Consider the following 16926-nt stretch of genomic DNA (forward strand, 5'->3'; position numbering starts at 1 on the left):
TTTGCATCCCCCGAATGGGGGGAGGACTGACGTGGTTAGGGGGAGCCTTTGATCCAGCCGCACTCCAGCCATCCGACTCATGGAACGGGCCCCTCGCCTGGCGGAGGACAGCTGCCATTTCTCGCGACCAAGATCCTGCCGGCACGATTCGGCGGGCTGGTCGCGCGTCCGCGACTGCTCGCCATCCTGTCGGACCTTCCGGCCAAGCGACTGGGTGTCATCAAGGCGCCGGCGGGCTTCGGCAAGAGCTCATTGGCGGCCACCTGGGCCGAGTCGCTCGAGCAAGACGGCAATGCCGTTGCGTGGCTGACGATTGATCCGGACGACGACGAGGCCACGCGGTTTCTGTTTTACGTTTCCCAGGCCCTGCATCACGCCTGCCCGGACGTCGGCGTCGGCGCGATCGGGCTGATCCTCGAAAACAATTTGATCGACCCAACGGCGATCCTGTCGAGCCTGATCAACGATCTGGCGGAGATGGAGGATGACGTTTACCTGTTTCTCGAGGACTATCACTGGGTCAGCGCTTCTCGCATCCATCAGACCGTCGCGTATTTTCTGAAGCACGCACCGTCCCACTGTCACGTGGTGCTGACGACGCGTACCGAACCTCCCCTGCCGCTCGCGACCTTGCGAGCCCAGAACCAGCTGATCGAGATCGATGCCGAAGCCCTGCGGTTCGACATGCTGGAGACACAGACGTTTCTGGACAGCACTAAACCCGGAATGCTGGAATTCCCCGACGTGCAACTCTTGCAGCGCAAGACCGAAGGCTGGCCGGCCGCGTTGCGGATCATTTCATCCATGCCTTCGCAGTCCGGATCCGGCCTGAAGGAATATGTCCACAATCTCTCGGGCTCGCAGCGTCCAATTGCCGCCTACCTGAGGGAGATGCTGGATGAGCTTCCAGTCGAACTGGTCGACTTCATGCTGCGAACGGCCGTTCTTGATCGGCTCTCCGGCGCCCTCTGCGAGGCCGTAACGGGTTTGGGCGCGAGCCGCAGCATCCTGGCATCGCTTGCCCAGCGCCAGATGCTGCTCACGCCGCTCGACAACGACGGCGTCTGGTTTCGCTATCACACGCTGCTTGCCGAATATCTGCGACAGCGGCTCGAGGCGGACCGTGGCATTGAAGTTCCTGAACTGCACGGGCGTGCGGCTCTTTGGTATGCCTCCCATGAATTATGGACTGAGGCGGTTCAGCACGCGATCGCGGCCGGCGCTCCTGACCGCGCGATCGGCTGGATCAAAAATTGCGCGATGGCCTTGATCAAGAAAGGCGATCTCTTCACCTTGCTGGAATGGCAGCGACAGTTTCCCGACGAACTCATGCGAGGTCAGTGCGAGGTCCGATTGGCGATCGGCTGGGGATTGGCGCTCGCGCTTCGCTTTGACGAGGCCCTGAAGCTCGCAACCGACATCGAAGGCGACATCGCCGCAATGCCTCTGCCTGATGGCAACCTGCTGTGTGAATGCCAGGCGATCCGCTCCGTTGCCATCGCGCTGAAGGATGACAGCGAAAGCGCGCTGCCTCTGGCACAGGATTGCGTCGACCGTTCATCCGATCCCTGGACCGCGAACGTAGCATCGAACGTCGTTCGCTTCAGCCACATGAAGGCGGGCAGCCTCAAGCAATTCCATGCGACGCCATGGATTCCCTATTCGGTCGAGGAGGATCGCAGGAATGTATTTGCCTCGGTGTATCGACACTGCCTGAACGGGCTTACAGAAGAGCGGCAGATACGCCTCGCGGCGGCAGAAAAGCACTACCGCGAGGGCTTCCGGGTCGCCGAGCAGGATGTCGGGCCGAATTCGATTGCAGCGGCCTTGCCGGCAAGTCTGATCGCGCGAATCAAGTACGAGCAAGGCCTGCTTGATGAGGCGGAAGCCTGGGTCATCGATCGCCTCCCGCTGATCAACTCGGGGACAATGCTCGACTGCGTGTGGAGCACTTATTTCGTGATCTCCCGGGTCGCCGCGGCACGGATGAACTTCGAGCGGGCCCGCACTCTGTTGGAACGAGCTGAAAATCTCGGCGTCGCACGGGATTGGGGAAGGCTCTCGGCCGGCGTGATCGCGGAGCAGGCGCGGCTCTACCTGAACGATGGCCGGCTGGATGAAGCCGCCGCATGCGTCGATCGCCTGGAACGCCTTGCACGGAAATACCCGGCACCGAGGCCTGGCGCCTGGTCGGAGATCGGATGGTACCACAAACTGGCCCGCGCTCATTTGCTGGGCCTGCAGGCTCGATCGGACGAGGCCGCTTCAATCCTGCAACAATTGCAGCACGAAGCCGAAGCGATGGAGCACCGTCAGTTCCTGATCTCCATTGCGATTCGTCAGTCGACAGTTCAGCTCAGCGCGGGCAAGGCCGCGGAGGCGGTGAGCCGGTTTCGTCGCGTGCTTGCCGCGTGTGCGGCGGCCGGTCTCTATCAGACCGTCCTCGACGAGGGGCCAGCCATTTCGGAGCTTCTCCAGGCGACGCGGGAGGGAGGAAACCTCAAGGCGGATCTGATCCCCTACGTCGATCGTCTCGCGGCGGGTCTGCAGCGAGCACGACAGGATCGCTCAGCGCCGGACTCAAGCGCACGGATTCTCAGCGCATTGAGCCGTCGCGAGACCGACATTCTCACGCGGATCGCGGATGGATTGTCCAACAAGGAAATCGCCCGAAGCCTCGATATCGGTCCCGAGACGGTGAAGTCGCATCTCAAGAGCGTTTTCACCAAGCTGGGTGTGGAGAAGCGTGCGCAGGCCGTGTCACGCGCGCAGACCCTCGGCATTGTCACCACGCGGTGAAGCTTCGCCCCGTCATCCGGCTTGTCGCGCACGAACGCGGGTCTGCTCGAGGACCAGCCTCGCCGACATGAGATCCGGCGTTTCGAAGCCCTCGGTAAACCGGTCGTAGATGGCTCCGATGAGATCGTGGGCCTTTCGGGTTTGACCCCGATCAATCCAAAGCCGCGCAAGCTCCAAGCCTGCCCGCAGCTCGAACGAAAGCGCCGATTGTTGCCCGGCCAGGGTCATCGCTTCCCCGAAACACTCCGCAGCCAGACCAAGCTGTTGAGGCTCTCCGCACACAAAGGCCGAGCCTTTCGCCAGCAACAGCGCCGGAAGGTGAAGAGGCCTGTTCGATCCGAGCTGCGTGGCGATCGAACCGTCGATGAGAGCCAGCGCTTCCGCGCGCTCGTTCTGTTTCGCCAGGCCGAGCGCCAATTCGGAGACGAAATCCGTTACAAGCATTTCGTATCGCAGGATCTGCAGTTTTTCTAGGCCGTCCCGCAGATGACGCATGCCATCTTCCGTCTGGCCGACACGGACCAGATAGCGCCCCCTAAGTCCCGTGGCGACAGCCCGGAATGGCTCCAGCGAATACTTCTCCGCAGTCAGCTCGAGCGCGGAGAGGTTCGGTTCGACCTGCTCCAAATCGTCAATCCAGAAATAGAAAGGCATCGTCAGCATGAGAGCTCGACACAGAGCGATCGGATGATCCGATCTCTCAGCCTCCTCGATGGTTCTTTCGGCATAATCCGCGGCTCTATCGAGATTGCCAGCGAACCAATGTGACCGGGTAAGGTTGAACAGCGAGGTGGTTCGCAGATCGAACAGATATTGAGTTGCGTTGAACCGGCGGCAAGCCGGCGACCTATGCAGAGCCCGTTCGAGGTATTTTGGCGCGCGGACGTAGTCCGCAAGCATATAATAGGCGGCTCCCAGCATCGAATCCGCAAGCGCCGAATCTTCCGGATTTCCGGTCTTGTTCGCGACCGACTCCGCGCGTCGCGCAACTTCAAGGCTGCCCGCCGCGTCGATCGTACGATGAAGATACATCGACAGCCCGCTGAGAAGACGCAGTTGCTGGTAGGCATCGTCGCGCCGTTCTGCGAATGTCAACGCCGTATTGAAGGCATCGCGCACCCGCTCGCTATTCCCGGCTGTGAACATCAGCGACAAGGCGAGAGAAGCGTGGATTTCCATCTGGTCGCGCGGGTCGCAGTCCTCACCAACCCGATCGATCGCCTTCTCCATCCAATCCCGGCACTCCACGAAAAGCGACTTGACCAGAAATAACTGCGAGGCCGCCGCCGCCATTCGTATGGCCGCGCGATCGTTTCCATCGGGGCCAAAGCTCCATTCGAGCGCGGCACGGACGTCTCCCAGATAGTGCTGTATCGCGCTCCCCGGAGGCTGTCCGGACTCTAGGTCGAAAAGATTGTCCCGGCTGTCCTCCAATGACTGGCTCAAATGGCTCGCGTGACGCGCCGCCATGGAATTGTGTTCGTCACTCGCAGCAAGTTTCTCCAGGGCATAGGAGCGCGTCGTGTCGAGCAATCGATAAATCATCCGTCGATAGCTGGGCCACGCCACGATGAGCGATTTGTTGACAAGGTTTGCGACCGTTCCCTCGATCTCCGACCGATCAATACCCTCCTGCTCTGCGACCGTACACGCCGCTTCCAATGAAAATGGCCCGATAAAGATCGCGACACGTCGCAGCACAATCCGTTCGGACTCGGACAGGTGATCGTGGCTCCAGTCTAGCGTCGCCTTGAGCGTCTGATGCCGAGGATTCGCCGTCCGGCGACCGAACTTCAGGAGATCGATGCGCGAACCCAACCTTGCCACGGTATTCCCGACGCCGAAGACAGCGGCCCTTCCGGCGGCGAGTTCGATAGCGAGCGCAATGCCGTCAAGCTTGCGGCAAATCTCGGCAACCATGGGAGCTTCGTCGTCACTGAGCGAAAAGCTGCCGCGGCGAGCACTGACGCGTTCGGCGAACAACCGTGCGGCCGGATAGGCAAGCACCTCTGACGCGGTTGGCTCCGGCTGCTCCGGCGGGCAGTCCAGTGGACAAAGACGAAATACGCTCTCGCCAGGAACGCGTAAGGTTTCCCTGCTTGTCGCGAGTATGTAGATGGCGGGGGTATTCCGGACAATATAGTCAGCTATCTCCGCGGATCCATCGATGAGATGTTCGCAACTATCGAGAATGACAAGCGCCTTGCGAGCGCTCAGAAAATTGAGCAGCGCCTCCTTCGGATCGGCTGGCTGTGGGACGAGCCCGACCGCGGAAGCGACAGCACCGATGACTTGCTCGTTCTCGCTAACCGTTGAAAGATCGACAAAGAAGACCGCCTCGGAGAAATCAGCAAGCGCCGCGTGCCCGACCGACAGGGCGACCGTTGTCTTGCCGATGCCGCCGGCACCCAAAATAGTCGTGAGGCGCTGGTCCGTCTGGAGCAAACGCTGAATCTCAAGGACGACCTTGCTGCGGCCAACCATGCGGCCCAATGCCGGCGGCAAGCTGGACAATCCCGAAGATGCGTTACCGCTGTCGACGGCCGCGGAAAGTGGCGTGACCGGCGCAATGAATCTATACCCACGGCCCTGGATGTTCGCGATGTACTTGTTACCAAATTGACCATCGCCCAGTGTCTTGCGCAACGCCGATAGATGGACGCGAAGACTGCCTTCCTCGACGGTTACGTCAGGCCATACCCTGGCGATCAGTTCGGACTTGGGGACGACCTCACCGGCATTTTCGAGCAGAGCTATCAGAATGTCGTAGGCTCTGCCGCCCAGTGGAAGGATCTGGCCCGCCTTGCTCAGAGAGCGCTCGGCGACATTCAGCTCGAACGGGCCAAACCGAAGCCGGACTGCACGCGATGAGCCAATTGGTTGGACCGACATAATCTATTCCGCCAAGAGCTCGACGTTCGGTGATTGCACCGTTCGTCGTCGGTCTTGAGCAAATACACCCGGCCCATCGAGGGTTATCCCAAACCTTCTCCAGCGACAAGCCTCAGTGCATCGAGTTGGCGGCGCCATCGTGCAAATGTGAAACGGCTAGTACCTGCTTGGCCAACCGCAGATCGACGGTATCAAGGCCTTCCCGGAATTTTGCGTGGGTGAACTGCAAGGTCTGCCACGCCCGCTCCTTCAACCCGGCCGATTTTTCCGCCACGGCCAGGCTCGTCGCGGCCCTGAGCTCCCACGATAAGCTGGCTTGACTGGCGGAGAGTTCGAGCGCCGACAGAAAATACTGTCTGGCGACTTCAAGCCCCTCGTCGTTGTACAGGGCCAGTTCGCCTCTGATGCGGCGCAATTCCGCGGCGTACCATTGGGTCTCGTCAAGATTGATCTTGGCCCGTTCGAAGATGGCAAGCCCCAGCTGCGGATGACCCGCGACGGCCGTGCATCTTGCGAACTCTGCTTGCAGAAACCAATTGAAGACTTCATATCGCGCCGCGGACAACTTCTCCAAGCCTCGGTAGAGCGTCGCTGAAGCTGCATCGCCCTCGCCCCGCCTGACGCCGCAGAGAGCCTGCATGGCGAGGCCGAACCCCTGGTAGCTCTCCACATTGTATTTTCCGGCATGGTCGACAAGTTCGTTGGCAAGCGATTCGGTCTCGGGATCGTCCGGACTTGCCAGGTAGGTATTGAAGCTTGCCCAAGCCAGCGCCACGCAGAGCGGTACCGCGTGATCCAACTGGCGTGCCTCAGCGATCGACGTCAGTTTGAGGCGCCGCGCCTGATCAGGACAGCCCCGGAGCCAGGTCACATTGGCCAGTACGGCCAGGGCGTCGACTTTCCGATCGTAGCCAAACCGGGTGATGAGAGACCGGCGGGACGCTTCGTCGTCGCGGTGCAGGGACAACTCAAAGCAAGCTTCAGCCTGTAATATTCGCCCACTGTGGTGGTACGTTACGCCACGCATGTAGTTGGCCATTGCGATCGCGCCACTATTGCCGCTCGAAGCAGCGACTTCGCCGCATCGATCTGCCAATTCCGTCGCCTCGGCATAACTTGGAAGCCGGATCTGGTGGGCCCAAAGAACAAGCAGGGAATCGAGCTGGCATTCGGTGTCGTTAAGACACTCGGCAAGAAGGCGCGCTTTTTCCCAGCTTGCGTACGACTCTTCGGTCATGCCATCCGTGAACATCATGCAACTGGCGAGCGCGGACTGAACGATCATTTCTTGGCGCGAGCCGGCACTCGCATTGTCGAGCCGGCCGATGGCCTTCGTCATCCAATCCCGGCATTCGGTAAGAAGGGCCATTGCCATCCAGGTGCTTGCCGAGGCGGCGGCAAGTTCAACGCCAATTTTCGCATCACCTTCGACCGAGAAAGCCCAGTTCAGAGCCGCTCTGACATTGCCGACCTCGACCCCGAGCGCCTGGAGCCTCTCGGGAATGTCCAATGAAGAACCCTGTTTGAACAGGTCGCCGAAGTAGAGGGCGTGACGGCGGCGCAAACCGACCTCATCGGCGCTTTCGGCGAGCCGTCGTGACGCAAAGGCACGTGTGGTGTCGAGCAAGCGGAGCCTCGCGCCCTGTCCCTGAGCAGCAATCATCGATTTCGAGCGGAGCTCCCAAATACAATCCGAGACGTTTGCTTCATCTATCGTTTCGTCAGCGACCACGGCGACCGCTGCTTCGAACGTAAATCCGCCGGCGAAAACACTGAGCCGGCTCAGGACGCGCTTCTCGGTCACGCCAAGCAGGTCGTAGCTCCATTCCAGCGTGGCGTTCAAGGTCTGGTGCTTCGGCAACGCCGTTCTGCGCCCCACCCATGACAGGTTTAGCCGGTCGTCGAGTAAGCTTGCCGCCTTGCTAAGGCCAAATATGTCAACTCTGCCGGCGGCGAGTTCGATCGCCAATGGAATTCCGTCAAGCCGCCGACAGATCCTTGCCGCAATCGGCGCATCCGCATCTGTTAGCTCGAAGTCACCGCGTACGGCCCGCACGCGATCGACCAGCAGTTGGACCGCGGGATATTGCAGCACGTCGTGCGCCGACTTGTTGTCTTCCCCAGGGCATTCGAGCGCGCAGAGTTCGTAGATCTGTTCACCTTCAACTCGCATCGCCTCCCGGCTGGTCGCGAGCAGATGCAGTGTCGGGACACGGCAGATCAGTTCTTCCGCCACGGCTGACGCCTCATCGATAAGGTGTTCGCAACAGTCGAGAATGATGAGCGTTGACCTTCCCTGCAGCCGATCGATCAGGGCTGGTACGACATTGCTCGTTTGTACCGACACGCCTAGTGCTGCCGCTATTGCTGGAGCGACGCGCGAGGCGCCGCCCAGAGCACTCAGGTCGACAAAATAGATCTGGCCATTGAAGGTGGCGCTCATTTCGTGGGCAACCGCCACCGCTACGGTGGTTTTACCAATCCCGCCGGGGCCGACGATCGTAACAAATTTCTGCTCGGCCAGCTTCATCTGGATCGTGGCGAGCGCCTCTCTTCGTCCGAGCATCCGAACCAGGCGCGCAGGCAGTCGGGGCCTCGAAGATGGATTGAGATCCCCAGACATTGGCAGGGAAGCTGACGTTACCGGTACGACGAAGCTGTACCCTCGCCCGGGCACGTTCGCGATATACCGCCGACCGGGGTCACTCCGATTGAGGGCTTTGCGGAGCGCCGAGATATGAACGCGCAGGCTGACTTGTTCAACTCCGCTCTCCGGCCAAACGCGCTCGATCAGGGTTCTCCTGCCGACGACCTTGTTGGCTTGCTCCACCAGGACAATGAGAAGGTCCATGGCGCGCGCGCCAAGCGATACGGTCTCTGCGCCATTCGTCAGAATCCTGCCCCCGATCGACAGCTCGAAAGGGCCGAAGCTCAGCACTTTGCCGCGCTGATCGCTCATGGGATATTCTCGTCCAAGCCGGGTCTCAAGCTGACCTCGTCAGGGATGCCGCGCTCGCGTCGCCAATTGGCCGGGCTCCGGCCAAAAGCGTGCCTGAAGAGCCTACATAGATGCGCCTGATCGGAAAAGCCCACGCTCAGGGCTATTTCGCTCAGTGAGGCCGCACTGGTCATCATCAGGTGGCAGGCTCGCTCCAGGCGCCTTCGCACCACATAGGCATGCGGCGACTCCCCAACAGCCAGTTTGAACTTCCGGGAAAAGTGCGCCGGGCTTCGACGTGCGACCGCACTGAGATCCCGGATGTGAATGGTACGGTGCAGATTGCTGTCGATGTAAGCTCGCACGCGCAAGATCTGCCAGGCCGCCAGACCGCCCCTTGTGGAGCCGCCAGCGCCCGAACATCGCTCGATCTCCGCTTGCAGGATGTGGGATGCCGTCGCCAGCGACACCCTCGCCGCATCTCGATCACGCTCCAGCTCTCGCCTCGCCGTTTCAAGCAGCGTGGCCAGGCTACTCGCAACCAGGTTGAATTGTTGGTCGGATGCGAGGGAAGATTCTGGGGCGGTAGCCGGAAGTCCTGTCATATTCATTCCCTCGACGCTTAGCCCGACAGCCCGGATCGGCGAGAGAGTGCAGCAAGGGGAGCCCCTTGGCTTGTTAAGTAACGTTCTGAACAGTTAAATTCGGGCAAATGCTCTTTTGCTGGGCAAACGTTCGATGACGCGAAAGAGTTGTTTATTTTCAACAAGATAGACGGCGGCGGCGGCACTCCGACGACATCCTAGCGAAGCGGCGGCTGTGCACTTCGCCGTCCCCGCGCGAGCGGTCACTTATAAAGCACGGTCTTCGAGGATTTTCAGATCGCTGGTCGAATAGGAAAGCGAGTACCGGAAGCCCGACTCGATCCGACGCGGCGCGAGCGAGTGGAGCTCCTCACCGTTCGCATCCGGAAAATTGAGCTCTCCTGTTCCGATCCATGCACCGGCAACGGTGAGATTGTCGGTGACTGACATCGCCAGCTCGTCGACGGCAGGCTTGTCCCGGCGGCCGGCCACCAGGCTCGGAAAGTAGCGCAGCAGGACCGTGGGGCGGCCGAGCAGAGACAATCCGTCTTCGACCGGCTCGCGCAAGGTGACGCACGCTTCCGCAAGACGCTGGCCATGCGCCGAAAGGCTGGCGCCAAACCGGCTGCCTGACGCCATCGGCGCCGCGGCGGGCCCAGGAGCCACAAAGGAGCGTGTCTGAAAGATGCTCCCCATCTTCTTCGGAAATCCCTGTGTCCAGCCGCGCGCCAGCGCAGCGTCATTGTCGACATAAATGTACGGACACCACATGACCGGGATGTCTACATACATTGCGTCGACCAGGACAAACGCCTCGCGATATTGATAGCGAGCCGGTTCGAGGTATTCGTCGTCCTGGGCGGTGAATTGCCAATCCAGAAACAGCATGACGGCGTGACCGTTTGACTCAGGATCCGGGGAAAGACCATTCGGCAATGTCGCTGCTGTCGCGTCGGGGTCGGCCCAGAATTCGACTCCGACAGCATCGCCAGCGTAGTGCCAGGGTGGCGGCGGAGTGAGAGCGGCCTGGCCGAATGGCGACTTCGGAACTGTAAAGCCCTTCAGCATTCCCGTGTCCTGATGCATCGCTTTCGGCATAGAGGCTACCGGAACCAGCCCCGCTTGATTTGATTGAAATGCGCCGGTTTGTCGATTCCTGCCGCAATCCGGAACACGCCTGTTGACATCAGCCGGCTGCTACGCTGTCAGGTCTGCCAGAACTTCGATGTCGGTGACTGAATAGGAGAACGAGAACCGATATGCGCGTCCCACCTTGAGCGGACCCAGCATCTCCAATTCTTCTCCGTAGACCTCCGGAAACTTGAGGTCACCCTCGCCGATCCAGATGTTTGTGATCAGGGAATGATCTGAGACACATCGAACGAGTTCATCCACGGCTGGCTTGTCGTGCATGCCGGCGGAAAGCCGCGGAAAATACCGCCGCCCCACAATCCGGCGGTCGAGAAATCCGACAAGACGCTCGGCCTTTTCGCGCAAGGTGACGCTCGCCTGCACCAGCAAGCGGCCGTGAGCGGACATGCAGGCCGAAAACCTGCCATCATGGGCGAGAGGCGCCGAAGCCATGCTCGATGCGGCAAAGGTGCGGGTCAGGTGCACAGTGCCGAACTTTCTCGGATAGCCCTGAATCCAGCCTCTCATCAATGCAGCGTCGTTGTCGACATAGCAGTACGGGCACCACGCTATGGGTTTCCCCTTCCACATCGCGTCGAGGAGAACGCTGAATCCGCGGCACTGATATCTGGCCGGGTCCAGATACTCCTCATTCTGCGCCGTGAACTGATAGTCCGTGAAGAGTGCGACCGAGCGGCCTCGACGCCGCTCATCAAGCTCCACACCCGACGGGAGGATCTGGACCGATACATCGGGATCATTCCAGAATTCCACCGCGAGTACGTCGCCAGCGAAGTGCCAGGGTGGCGGCGGGACCAATGCAGCAATCCCCCGAGGCGACCGAGGAGCCGTAAATCCCTTGAGCATGTCTTCGCCTCGCCAGCAGTCGGTGTCAGGCGCATCATTCCAAGATCGAACACTAGCGTCCGTATCAGGCGCGACGCTTGGACGAACGTGTGACGCCTTGGCGGTTCGTGCGGACCCGCGGTTGCTACAAACCGGCCCGAACCTCGCAACTCCATATTGCCCGCTCCCCCACAAGGCCGTTCCAGCACGCGGTGGGCCGCGGCAGGGTCGAAAGCTACAAACGCTGACATTTTGCGACAAGCCCGTGCTCCGACGAGAGCGTATCGGTGTCAGCTCGACGAGGTCGAGTATCGGCCTCGATTAATCAGCGCGAGATTCCTGATGAAAACGAGAAGTTCAAACAAGCGGATGCCACGGCGTTCGATATCCCTGGCGCGGGGTGTGTCCCTGTGCCTGCTGCTCGCCACCGCCTGGCCCGCGCCCTCGTTCTCGCAAGGGACACCGGAACAGCGTGCGGCATGCACGCCCGATGTGTTCCGCCTTTGCAGTACATTCATCCCCAATGCGGACGACATAGCGATTTGTCTGAGAGAGCGGAGCTCCGAACTCAGCGATACCTGTAGGCAGGTAATCCAGGTGGACATCACGCAAATCCCCGGCGCCAGGGACAGCAACAGCACTCGCAAGCGCCCCACAAGATAGTCGGCCCGTCACAGCATTACGGCGCGATGGGCGCCGTCGAGCGCCTTCTGATCGCCGGGGCCGACCAAAGCCAACGACCACGCACTGCGCGAGGGACGGCATGCTCGAACGACAGCAGCTATCCCCGCGACACCCTTCAATGCTGCATCCTCATGCCCATCGGCGCGCCCGGCGGCATCATCATGTTCGCGTTCATGTCTGCCACGATCCACATGGTGCCCGCGATCACGACGAATACGATGAGAGCGCCAAAGGCAAGCGCGAGCACGTTGTTGGTGCTTTCCGGTCCGCTGGTGATGTGGAGGAAAAACACTAGGTGAATGCCCATCTGGGCAATGGCGAGGACGGCGAGACCGAGGACTACCCCGCCTGACCAGAGCAGCGTCGTGTTTGCAGCCCAGAATGACGTAGCCGTGAGAAGAATCGCCACAAGCAGGCCGATCGTGTAGACGAGAAGCTCGGATGGAGCCGATGCGTCCATCTCGCGGCTCGGCCTGTCTCCGGGTGCACGTTCGTGTCGAGCCTCGGTCATGAACTCACTCCCATCAGATAAACCACCGTCAAGACTCCGACCCAGACGATATCGAGCGCGTGCCAGAACAAGGAGAAGCAGAGCAGACGATGCTGCACCCGCGCAGCGAATCCAAATACCGCAACCTGCACCATCATCACGGTCAGCCAGACCAGTCCGAGCGTAACGTGCAGCCCGTGACATCCGACCAGCGTGAAGAATGCGGACAGAAACGCACTCCGCTGCGGCGCTGCACCGATGGCGATCATGCTCAGGAATTCGCGGATCTCGAGAGCAAGGAATATGGCTCCGAGCACGAAGGTGATCAGCGCTCCCAAATAGGTCCTGAAATAGCGGCGCGAATTCACTGCCAAGGACATCAGCCCGCAGGTGTAGCTCGAAAAGAGAAGGCAGGCCGTCTCGATCGCGACCGTCGTCTGGTTGAACAGCTGGGCGCCGGTCGGGCCGCCGGCCGTGGAGCGCACGAGGACCGCGTAGCTCGCGAACAGCGCGGCGAACATGATGATGTCGCTCAGCAAGAAGATCCAGAAGCCATAGGCGACCACAATCCTCTTTGGAGCAGGTCCCGCTTCACTCGCACTTGGCAGTGCCTCTTGCGGAATCTGATCGATTGCGACGGCGATATTCATGCTGCAACTCCAGCCTGGTGGGCCTGCACGAACCGGGCGATCTCCTCGGCCGGCACCTCAATTTCGTTGTGTCGGCGGAATGAGAAGGCAAGTAGCGTCACGAATGCGCCGAACATCCCGACACCGGCCAGCCACCAGATGTGCCAGATCAGCGCAAAACCGATGACGACCGCGAAGAAGGCCGTAATAAAGCCGGTGGCGCTGTTCTTCGGCATTTCGACGGGCTCGTACCTGCGCGCCGGCCTCGGCCCGTCCGTCGTCGCTTGCGCGCGATCTTTGCTGGTCCAAAACGCGTCCAGTCCGGCGACCTTGGGTTGGAATGCAAAGTTCCATGCCGGCGGCGGGGACGCCGTCGCCCATTCGAGCGTGCGGCCGTTCCAGGGATCGCCGGTCACGTCCCGCAATTCTTCGCGATTGCGGATCGACACAACGAGTTGGACGATCTGGCAAACGACGCCGACCAGGATGATAGCGGTGCCGAATGCCGCCGCTATCAACCACGGCTGCCAGGACAAATTGTCGTAATGTTGCATGCGCCGGGTCATGCCCATCAGGCCCAGCACGTAGAGCGGCATGAAGGCGACATAGAAGCCGACGAACCAGCACCAGAACGACGCTTTGCCCCAGCGTTCGTCGAGCTTGAACCCGAACGCCTTGGGAAACCAATAATTGTACCCCGCCATCACGCCGAACACGACGCCGCCGATGGCGACGTTGTGGAAGTGCGCGACCAGGAACACGCTGTTGTGCAGCTGGAAGTCGGCCGGAGGCACCGCCATGAGCACGCCGGTCATGCCGCCGATGACGAAAGTCACCATGAAGCCAATCGACCAGAGCACCGGCACCGAGAACCGAACCCGGCCGCCGTACATCGTGAACAGCCAGTTGAAGACTTTCGCGCCCGTCGGCAAAGCGATGATCATGCTCATGACGCCGAAGAAGCCGTTGACGTTTGCGCTGGCACCCATTGTGAAGAAGTGGTGCAGCCAGACCAGGAAGGAGAGGATACAGATGGCCATCGTCGCGGCGACCATCGAGCGATAGCCGAACAACGGCTTGCCGGAGAAGGTCGCCATCACTTCCGAGAATACGCCGAACGCCGGCAGGATCAGGATGTAGACTTCGGGGTGCCCCCATACCCAGAACAGGTTCGAGTACAGCATCTGATTGCCCTGGCCTTCGAGCGTGAAGAAGTGAAAGCCGAGATAGCGATCGAGCGCCAGCATCGCGAGCGTCGCGGTCAGGACCGGAAAAGCCGCGACGATGAGCAGGTTGGCAGCAAGCGCGGTCCAGCAGAAGACCGGCATGCGCATATAGCCCATCCCTGGCGCGCGCAGTTTGAGGATTGTTGTGACGAAGTTGATGCCCGCGAGCAAGGTGCCGATACCGGAGATTTGCAGCGACCAAAGATAGTAGTCGACGCCGACGCCGGGCGAATATTGCATTTCGCTCAGGGGGGGATAACCCCACCAGGTGGCTTTTGAGAACTCACCGACCGCCAGCGAAATGTTCACCAACAACGCGCCCGAGGCAGTCAGCCAGAAGCTGACGGAGTTGAGCGTAGGGAATGCGACGTCGCGAACACCAAGTTGCAACGGGACTGCGAAGTTCATGAGCCCCACCACGAACGGCATTGCCATAAACAAAATCATGATCGTGCCGTGGGCAGAGAAAATCTGATTGAAATGCTCCGGCGGCAGATAACCTTGTGCACCGCCGGCTGCGAGCGCCTGCTGCGCGCGGATCATGATTGCATCGCTGAAACCGCGCAGCATCATGACGAGCGCCAGTATGCAATACATGGCGCCTATCCGCTTGTGGTCGACCGAGGTGAGCCATTCGCGCCACAGATAGAGCCAGGCTCCCTTCGCCGTGACGAATCCGAGAACAACCAGCACGACCAGGACCATGAAGCCCGTTGCGCCCATGATGATCGGCTCATGGAGGGGAATCGCGTTCCAATCGAGCTTTCCGAGGAGATTCATCGATCTGCCCTCTGCGAGGTTGAACAAACTGATAGAGACGAGTCTTGGGTGCCCATCCCAGCACTTACGATGCTGCTAAACAGATCGGAGACGACGCCACGATAGGTGAACGGCGCGACCGCCTTGCTCGGCTTGACCAGATCGGCGTAAGCCTGCTTATCGAGGATCGAACCGGTTTCGCCGGCCTGCCGAACCCATTGCGCAAACCGATCGTCGGTCACTGCTTCGACCGTGAAGTGCATGTCGGGAAAGCCGTCGCCGCTGAACATGGCGGAGATCCCTGGATAGGTTCCGAGATGGTCCGCCTGCAGGTGGAGGCGGGTCGCCATTCCCGACATGGTGTAGATCTGGCTCCCGAGCTGAGGCACGAAGAAGCTGTTCATGACGCTCGATGAGGTCAGTTCAAAGCTGATCGGCGTCCCCACCGGCACGACCAGCTTGTTGACGCTCGCGATGCCCTGCTCGGGATAGATGAACAGCCATTTCCAGTCGAGCGAGACGACTTGAACGTTGACAGGCTTGACTGCTGAGCTGATTGGCTTGCCCGGATCGAGATCGTGTGCGCCGATCCATGCGACGCCGCCGACCAAGAGCACCGTCATTGCGGGGATGGACCAGACCAGCAACTCAAGACGTCCGGAATATGTGAAATCCGGCCGATAGCGCGCTCGCTCGTTCGATGCACGAAACCAGAAGGCGAAGCCAAGTATCGCAAGGATCACCGGGATCACGATCGCAAGCATGATGCCGAGCGCGTTAAACAGAATTTGCCGCTCGGCCAGCGCGATCGGCCCTTTCGGATCGAGCACGCCTTCGGTGCAGCCGCCGAGCATCATGGCCCCGGTCAGGAGGACTGCCAGTAAGCCGTATCGCATGTTAGACCTCCCTGGGATAGTTGGTGCGCCATGCGCTCCGGGCGACCTCCGGCAGGAGCTCAGCATGCACCGACGTGCCGATGCCAGCGTGCGAGGCACGCATGCGCCGGAATGGCTCGCCGCCATGGTCAACCAGGAACGCCGCGAACAGCGCGAACAGGTAGAAGATGGAGAACACGAACAGCCTGTGGGCGGGACGGCGATCAGGCCCGATGCTTCTGTCCAGCAGGAACGCAAGTATCAGGAAGAGCGCGCTGCAGATCGCAACCGTCACGCCATAGATCACACCTGCGAACCCCAGTGCCCAGGGCAGTTCCGAGGCGAGGGTCAGTAGGCCGCTATAGATCAGTATCTGCCGCGTTGTTGCCGCGCGTCCCGCAACAACCGGCAGCATCGGCACGCCCGCGCGGGCGTAATCCTCGGTGCGGTTGAGCGCCAGCGCCCAGAAATGGGGTGGCGTCCAGAGAAAGATGATGAGGAACAGCGCGAGCGGCTCCAGCCCGATATCCCCTGTTGCCGCGGCCCATCCGATCACGGGCGGCAGCGCGCCGGCGGCGCCGCCGATGACGATGTTCTGCCGCGTGGACCGCTTCAGCCACGCCGTGTACACCACGACATAAAAGAGGATAGCGCCCGTCAATAACGCGGCCGCCACGAGGTTCGTCGCCAGGGCGAGAGCCACCACGGAGAAACCGCCAAGAAGGAGTCCAAGGACAAGCGCTGCGAACCGGGAGACCTTGCCGAGGGGAATTGGCCGCATCGCGGTGCGGCTCATGACCGCATCGATATCGGCATCGTACCACATGTTGAGGACACCGGCGGCTCCGGCTCCCGCTGCAATGGCAAGAACTGCCGCAAGGGTTGTTAGCGGATCAAGTCGAACCGGAGCGGAGCTCAATCCGACGAGCGCGGTGAAGACCGCGAGCATCATCACGCGTGGCTTTGTGAGGGCGACGAAGTCAGACACATTCCAATGGTCAGCCAGCGAATGAGGGGTGCGAGCGCGTCTTTCCCCAAGCTGGCCAGCAATGGACTTGACGTTCATCTCGCGG

General features: G+C 60.7%; 12 protein-coding genes. 1 reads left to right on the plus strand and 11 read right to left on the minus strand.

Going from position 1 to position 16926, the window contains the following annotated elements; translation table 11 throughout:
* Positions 1 to 249: 249 nt before the first annotated feature.
* On the minus strand, positions 250 to 567 hold the full coding sequence (locus ABIB95_RS00225) for a hypothetical protein (RefSeq protein WP_354237478.1): 318 nt from the start codon (positions 565 to 567) through the stop codon (positions 250 to 252).
* Between the two features lie 159 nt (positions 568 to 726).
* On the opposite strand from ABIB95_RS00225, the gene ABIB95_RS00230 reads away from it, so the two are divergent.
* On the plus strand, positions 727 to 2799 hold the full coding sequence (locus ABIB95_RS00230) for a winged helix-turn-helix domain-containing protein (RefSeq protein ID WP_354237479.1): 2073 nt from the start codon (positions 727 to 729) through the stop codon (positions 2797 to 2799).
* Between the two features lie 12 nt (positions 2800 to 2811).
* On the opposite strand, the gene ABIB95_RS00235 is transcribed toward ABIB95_RS00230, so the two are convergent.
* From ABIB95_RS00235 to ABIB95_RS00280, 10 genes are all read right to left on the minus strand, one after another.
* The gene (locus ABIB95_RS00235; RefSeq protein WP_354237480.1) at positions 2812 to 5691 is read right to left on the minus strand and encodes an ATP-binding protein; all 2880 of its coding nucleotides are present in this window, start codon (positions 5689 to 5691) and stop codon (positions 2812 to 2814) included.
* Between the two features lie 112 nt (positions 5692 to 5803).
* The gene (locus ABIB95_RS00240; protein WP_354237481.1) at positions 5804 to 8650 is read right to left on the minus strand and encodes an ATP-binding protein; all 2847 of its coding nucleotides are present in this window, start codon (positions 8648 to 8650) and stop codon (positions 5804 to 5806) included.
* On the minus strand, positions 8647 to 9234 hold the full coding sequence (locus ABIB95_RS00245; protein ID WP_354237482.1) for a helix-turn-helix domain-containing protein: 588 nt from the start codon (positions 9232 to 9234) through the stop codon (positions 8647 to 8649). The genes ABIB95_RS00240 and ABIB95_RS00245 overlap by 4 nt, the downstream gene beginning before the upstream one ends.
* Before the next feature lie 246 nt (positions 9235 to 9480).
* Positions 9481 to 10281 carry an acetoacetate decarboxylase family protein gene (locus ABIB95_RS00250; protein ID WP_354237483.1) on the minus strand — a complete coding sequence of 267 codons (801 nt, stop codon included), beginning with the start codon at positions 10279 to 10281 and terminating at the stop codon, positions 9481 to 9483.
* A 129-nt stretch (positions 10282 to 10410) separates the two neighbouring features.
* Positions 10411 to 11211 (minus strand): acetoacetate decarboxylase family protein, encoded by an 801-nt coding sequence (locus ABIB95_RS00255; RefSeq protein WP_354237484.1) that lies wholly within the window; start codon positions 11209 to 11211, stop codon positions 10411 to 10413.
* Positions 11212 to 11989: 778 nt separating this feature from the next.
* Positions 11990 to 12385 (minus strand): cytochrome o ubiquinol oxidase subunit IV, encoded by a 396-nt coding sequence (gene cyoD / locus ABIB95_RS00260; RefSeq protein ID WP_502917786.1) that lies wholly within the window; start codon positions 12383 to 12385, stop codon positions 11990 to 11992.
* Positions 12382 to 13014 carry a cytochrome (ubi)quinol oxidase subunit III gene (locus ABIB95_RS00265; RefSeq protein WP_354133620.1) on the minus strand — a complete coding sequence of 211 codons (633 nt, stop codon included), beginning with the start codon at positions 13012 to 13014 and terminating at the stop codon, positions 12382 to 12384. The genes cyoD and ABIB95_RS00265 overlap by 4 nt, the downstream gene beginning before the upstream one ends.
* Positions 13011 to 14999, minus strand: a complete 1989-nt coding sequence (gene cyoB / locus ABIB95_RS00270; RefSeq protein WP_354237485.1) for a cytochrome o ubiquinol oxidase subunit I — start codon at positions 14997 to 14999, stop codon at positions 13011 to 13013. Before cyoB ends, ABIB95_RS00265 begins: the two co-directional genes overlap by 4 nt.
* The gene (gene cyoA / locus ABIB95_RS00275) at positions 14996 to 15835 is read right to left on the minus strand and encodes a ubiquinol oxidase subunit II (RefSeq protein WP_354237486.1); all 840 of its coding nucleotides are present in this window, start codon (positions 15833 to 15835) and stop codon (positions 14996 to 14998) included. Before cyoA ends, cyoB begins: the two co-directional genes overlap by 4 nt.
* Positions 15836 to 15875: 40 nt before the next feature.
* Positions 15876 to 16919 carry a heme o synthase gene (locus ABIB95_RS00280; RefSeq protein WP_354237487.1) on the minus strand — a complete coding sequence of 348 codons (1044 nt, stop codon included), beginning with the start codon at positions 16917 to 16919 and terminating at the stop codon, positions 15876 to 15878.
* Positions 16920 to 16926: the final 7 nt, after the last annotated feature.

The sequence above is a fragment of the Bradyrhizobium sp. LA2.1 genome (genome assembly GCF_040547725.1).
GTDB lineage: Bacteria > Pseudomonadota > Alphaproteobacteria > Rhizobiales > Xanthobacteraceae > Bradyrhizobium > Bradyrhizobium barranii.

What these genes read in the sequence shown, in the direction of transcription:
- ABIB95_RS00230 (WP_354237479.1), top strand. Translation starts at nt 727, where the DNA reads ATGCTGGAATTCCCCGACGTGCAACTCTTGCAGCGCAAGACCGAAGGC.
- ABIB95_RS00235 (WP_354237480.1), bottom strand. Translation starts at nt 5,691, where the DNA reads ATGTCGGTCCAACCAATTGGCTCATCGCGTGCAGTCCGGCTTCGGTTT.
- cyoB (WP_354237485.1), bottom strand. Translation starts at nt 14,999, where the DNA reads ATGAATCTCCTCGGAAAGCTCGATTGGAACGCGATTCCCCTCCATGAG.
- ABIB95_RS00280 (WP_354237487.1), bottom strand. Translation starts at nt 16,919, where the DNA reads ATGAACGTCAAGTCCATTGCTGGCCAGCTTGGGGAAAGACGCGCTCGC.
- ABIB95_RS00245 (WP_354237482.1), bottom strand. Translation starts at nt 9,234, where the DNA reads ATGACAGGACTTCCGGCTACCGCCCCAGAATCTTCCCTCGCATCCGAC.
- ABIB95_RS00255 (WP_354237484.1), bottom strand. Translation starts at nt 11,211, where the DNA reads ATGCTCAAGGGATTTACGGCTCCTCGGTCGCCTCGGGGGATTGCTGCA.
- ABIB95_RS00240 (WP_354237481.1), bottom strand. Translation starts at nt 8,650, where the DNA reads ATGAGCGATCAGCGCGGCAAAGTGCTGAGCTTCGGCCCTTTCGAGCTG.
- cyoD (WP_502917786.1), bottom strand. Translation starts at nt 12,385, where the DNA reads ATGACCGAGGCTCGACACGAACGTGCACCCGGAGACAGGCCGAGCCGC.
- ABIB95_RS00250 (WP_354237483.1), bottom strand. Translation starts at nt 10,281, where the DNA reads ATGCTGAAGGGCTTTACAGTTCCGAAGTCGCCATTCGGCCAGGCCGCT.
- cyoA (WP_354237486.1), bottom strand. Translation starts at nt 15,835, where the DNA reads ATGATGCTCGGCGGCTGCACCGAAGGCGTGCTCGATCCGAAAGGGCCG.
- ABIB95_RS00265 (WP_354133620.1), bottom strand. Translation starts at nt 13,014, where the DNA reads ATGAATATCGCCGTCGCAATCGATCAGATTCCGCAAGAGGCACTGCCA.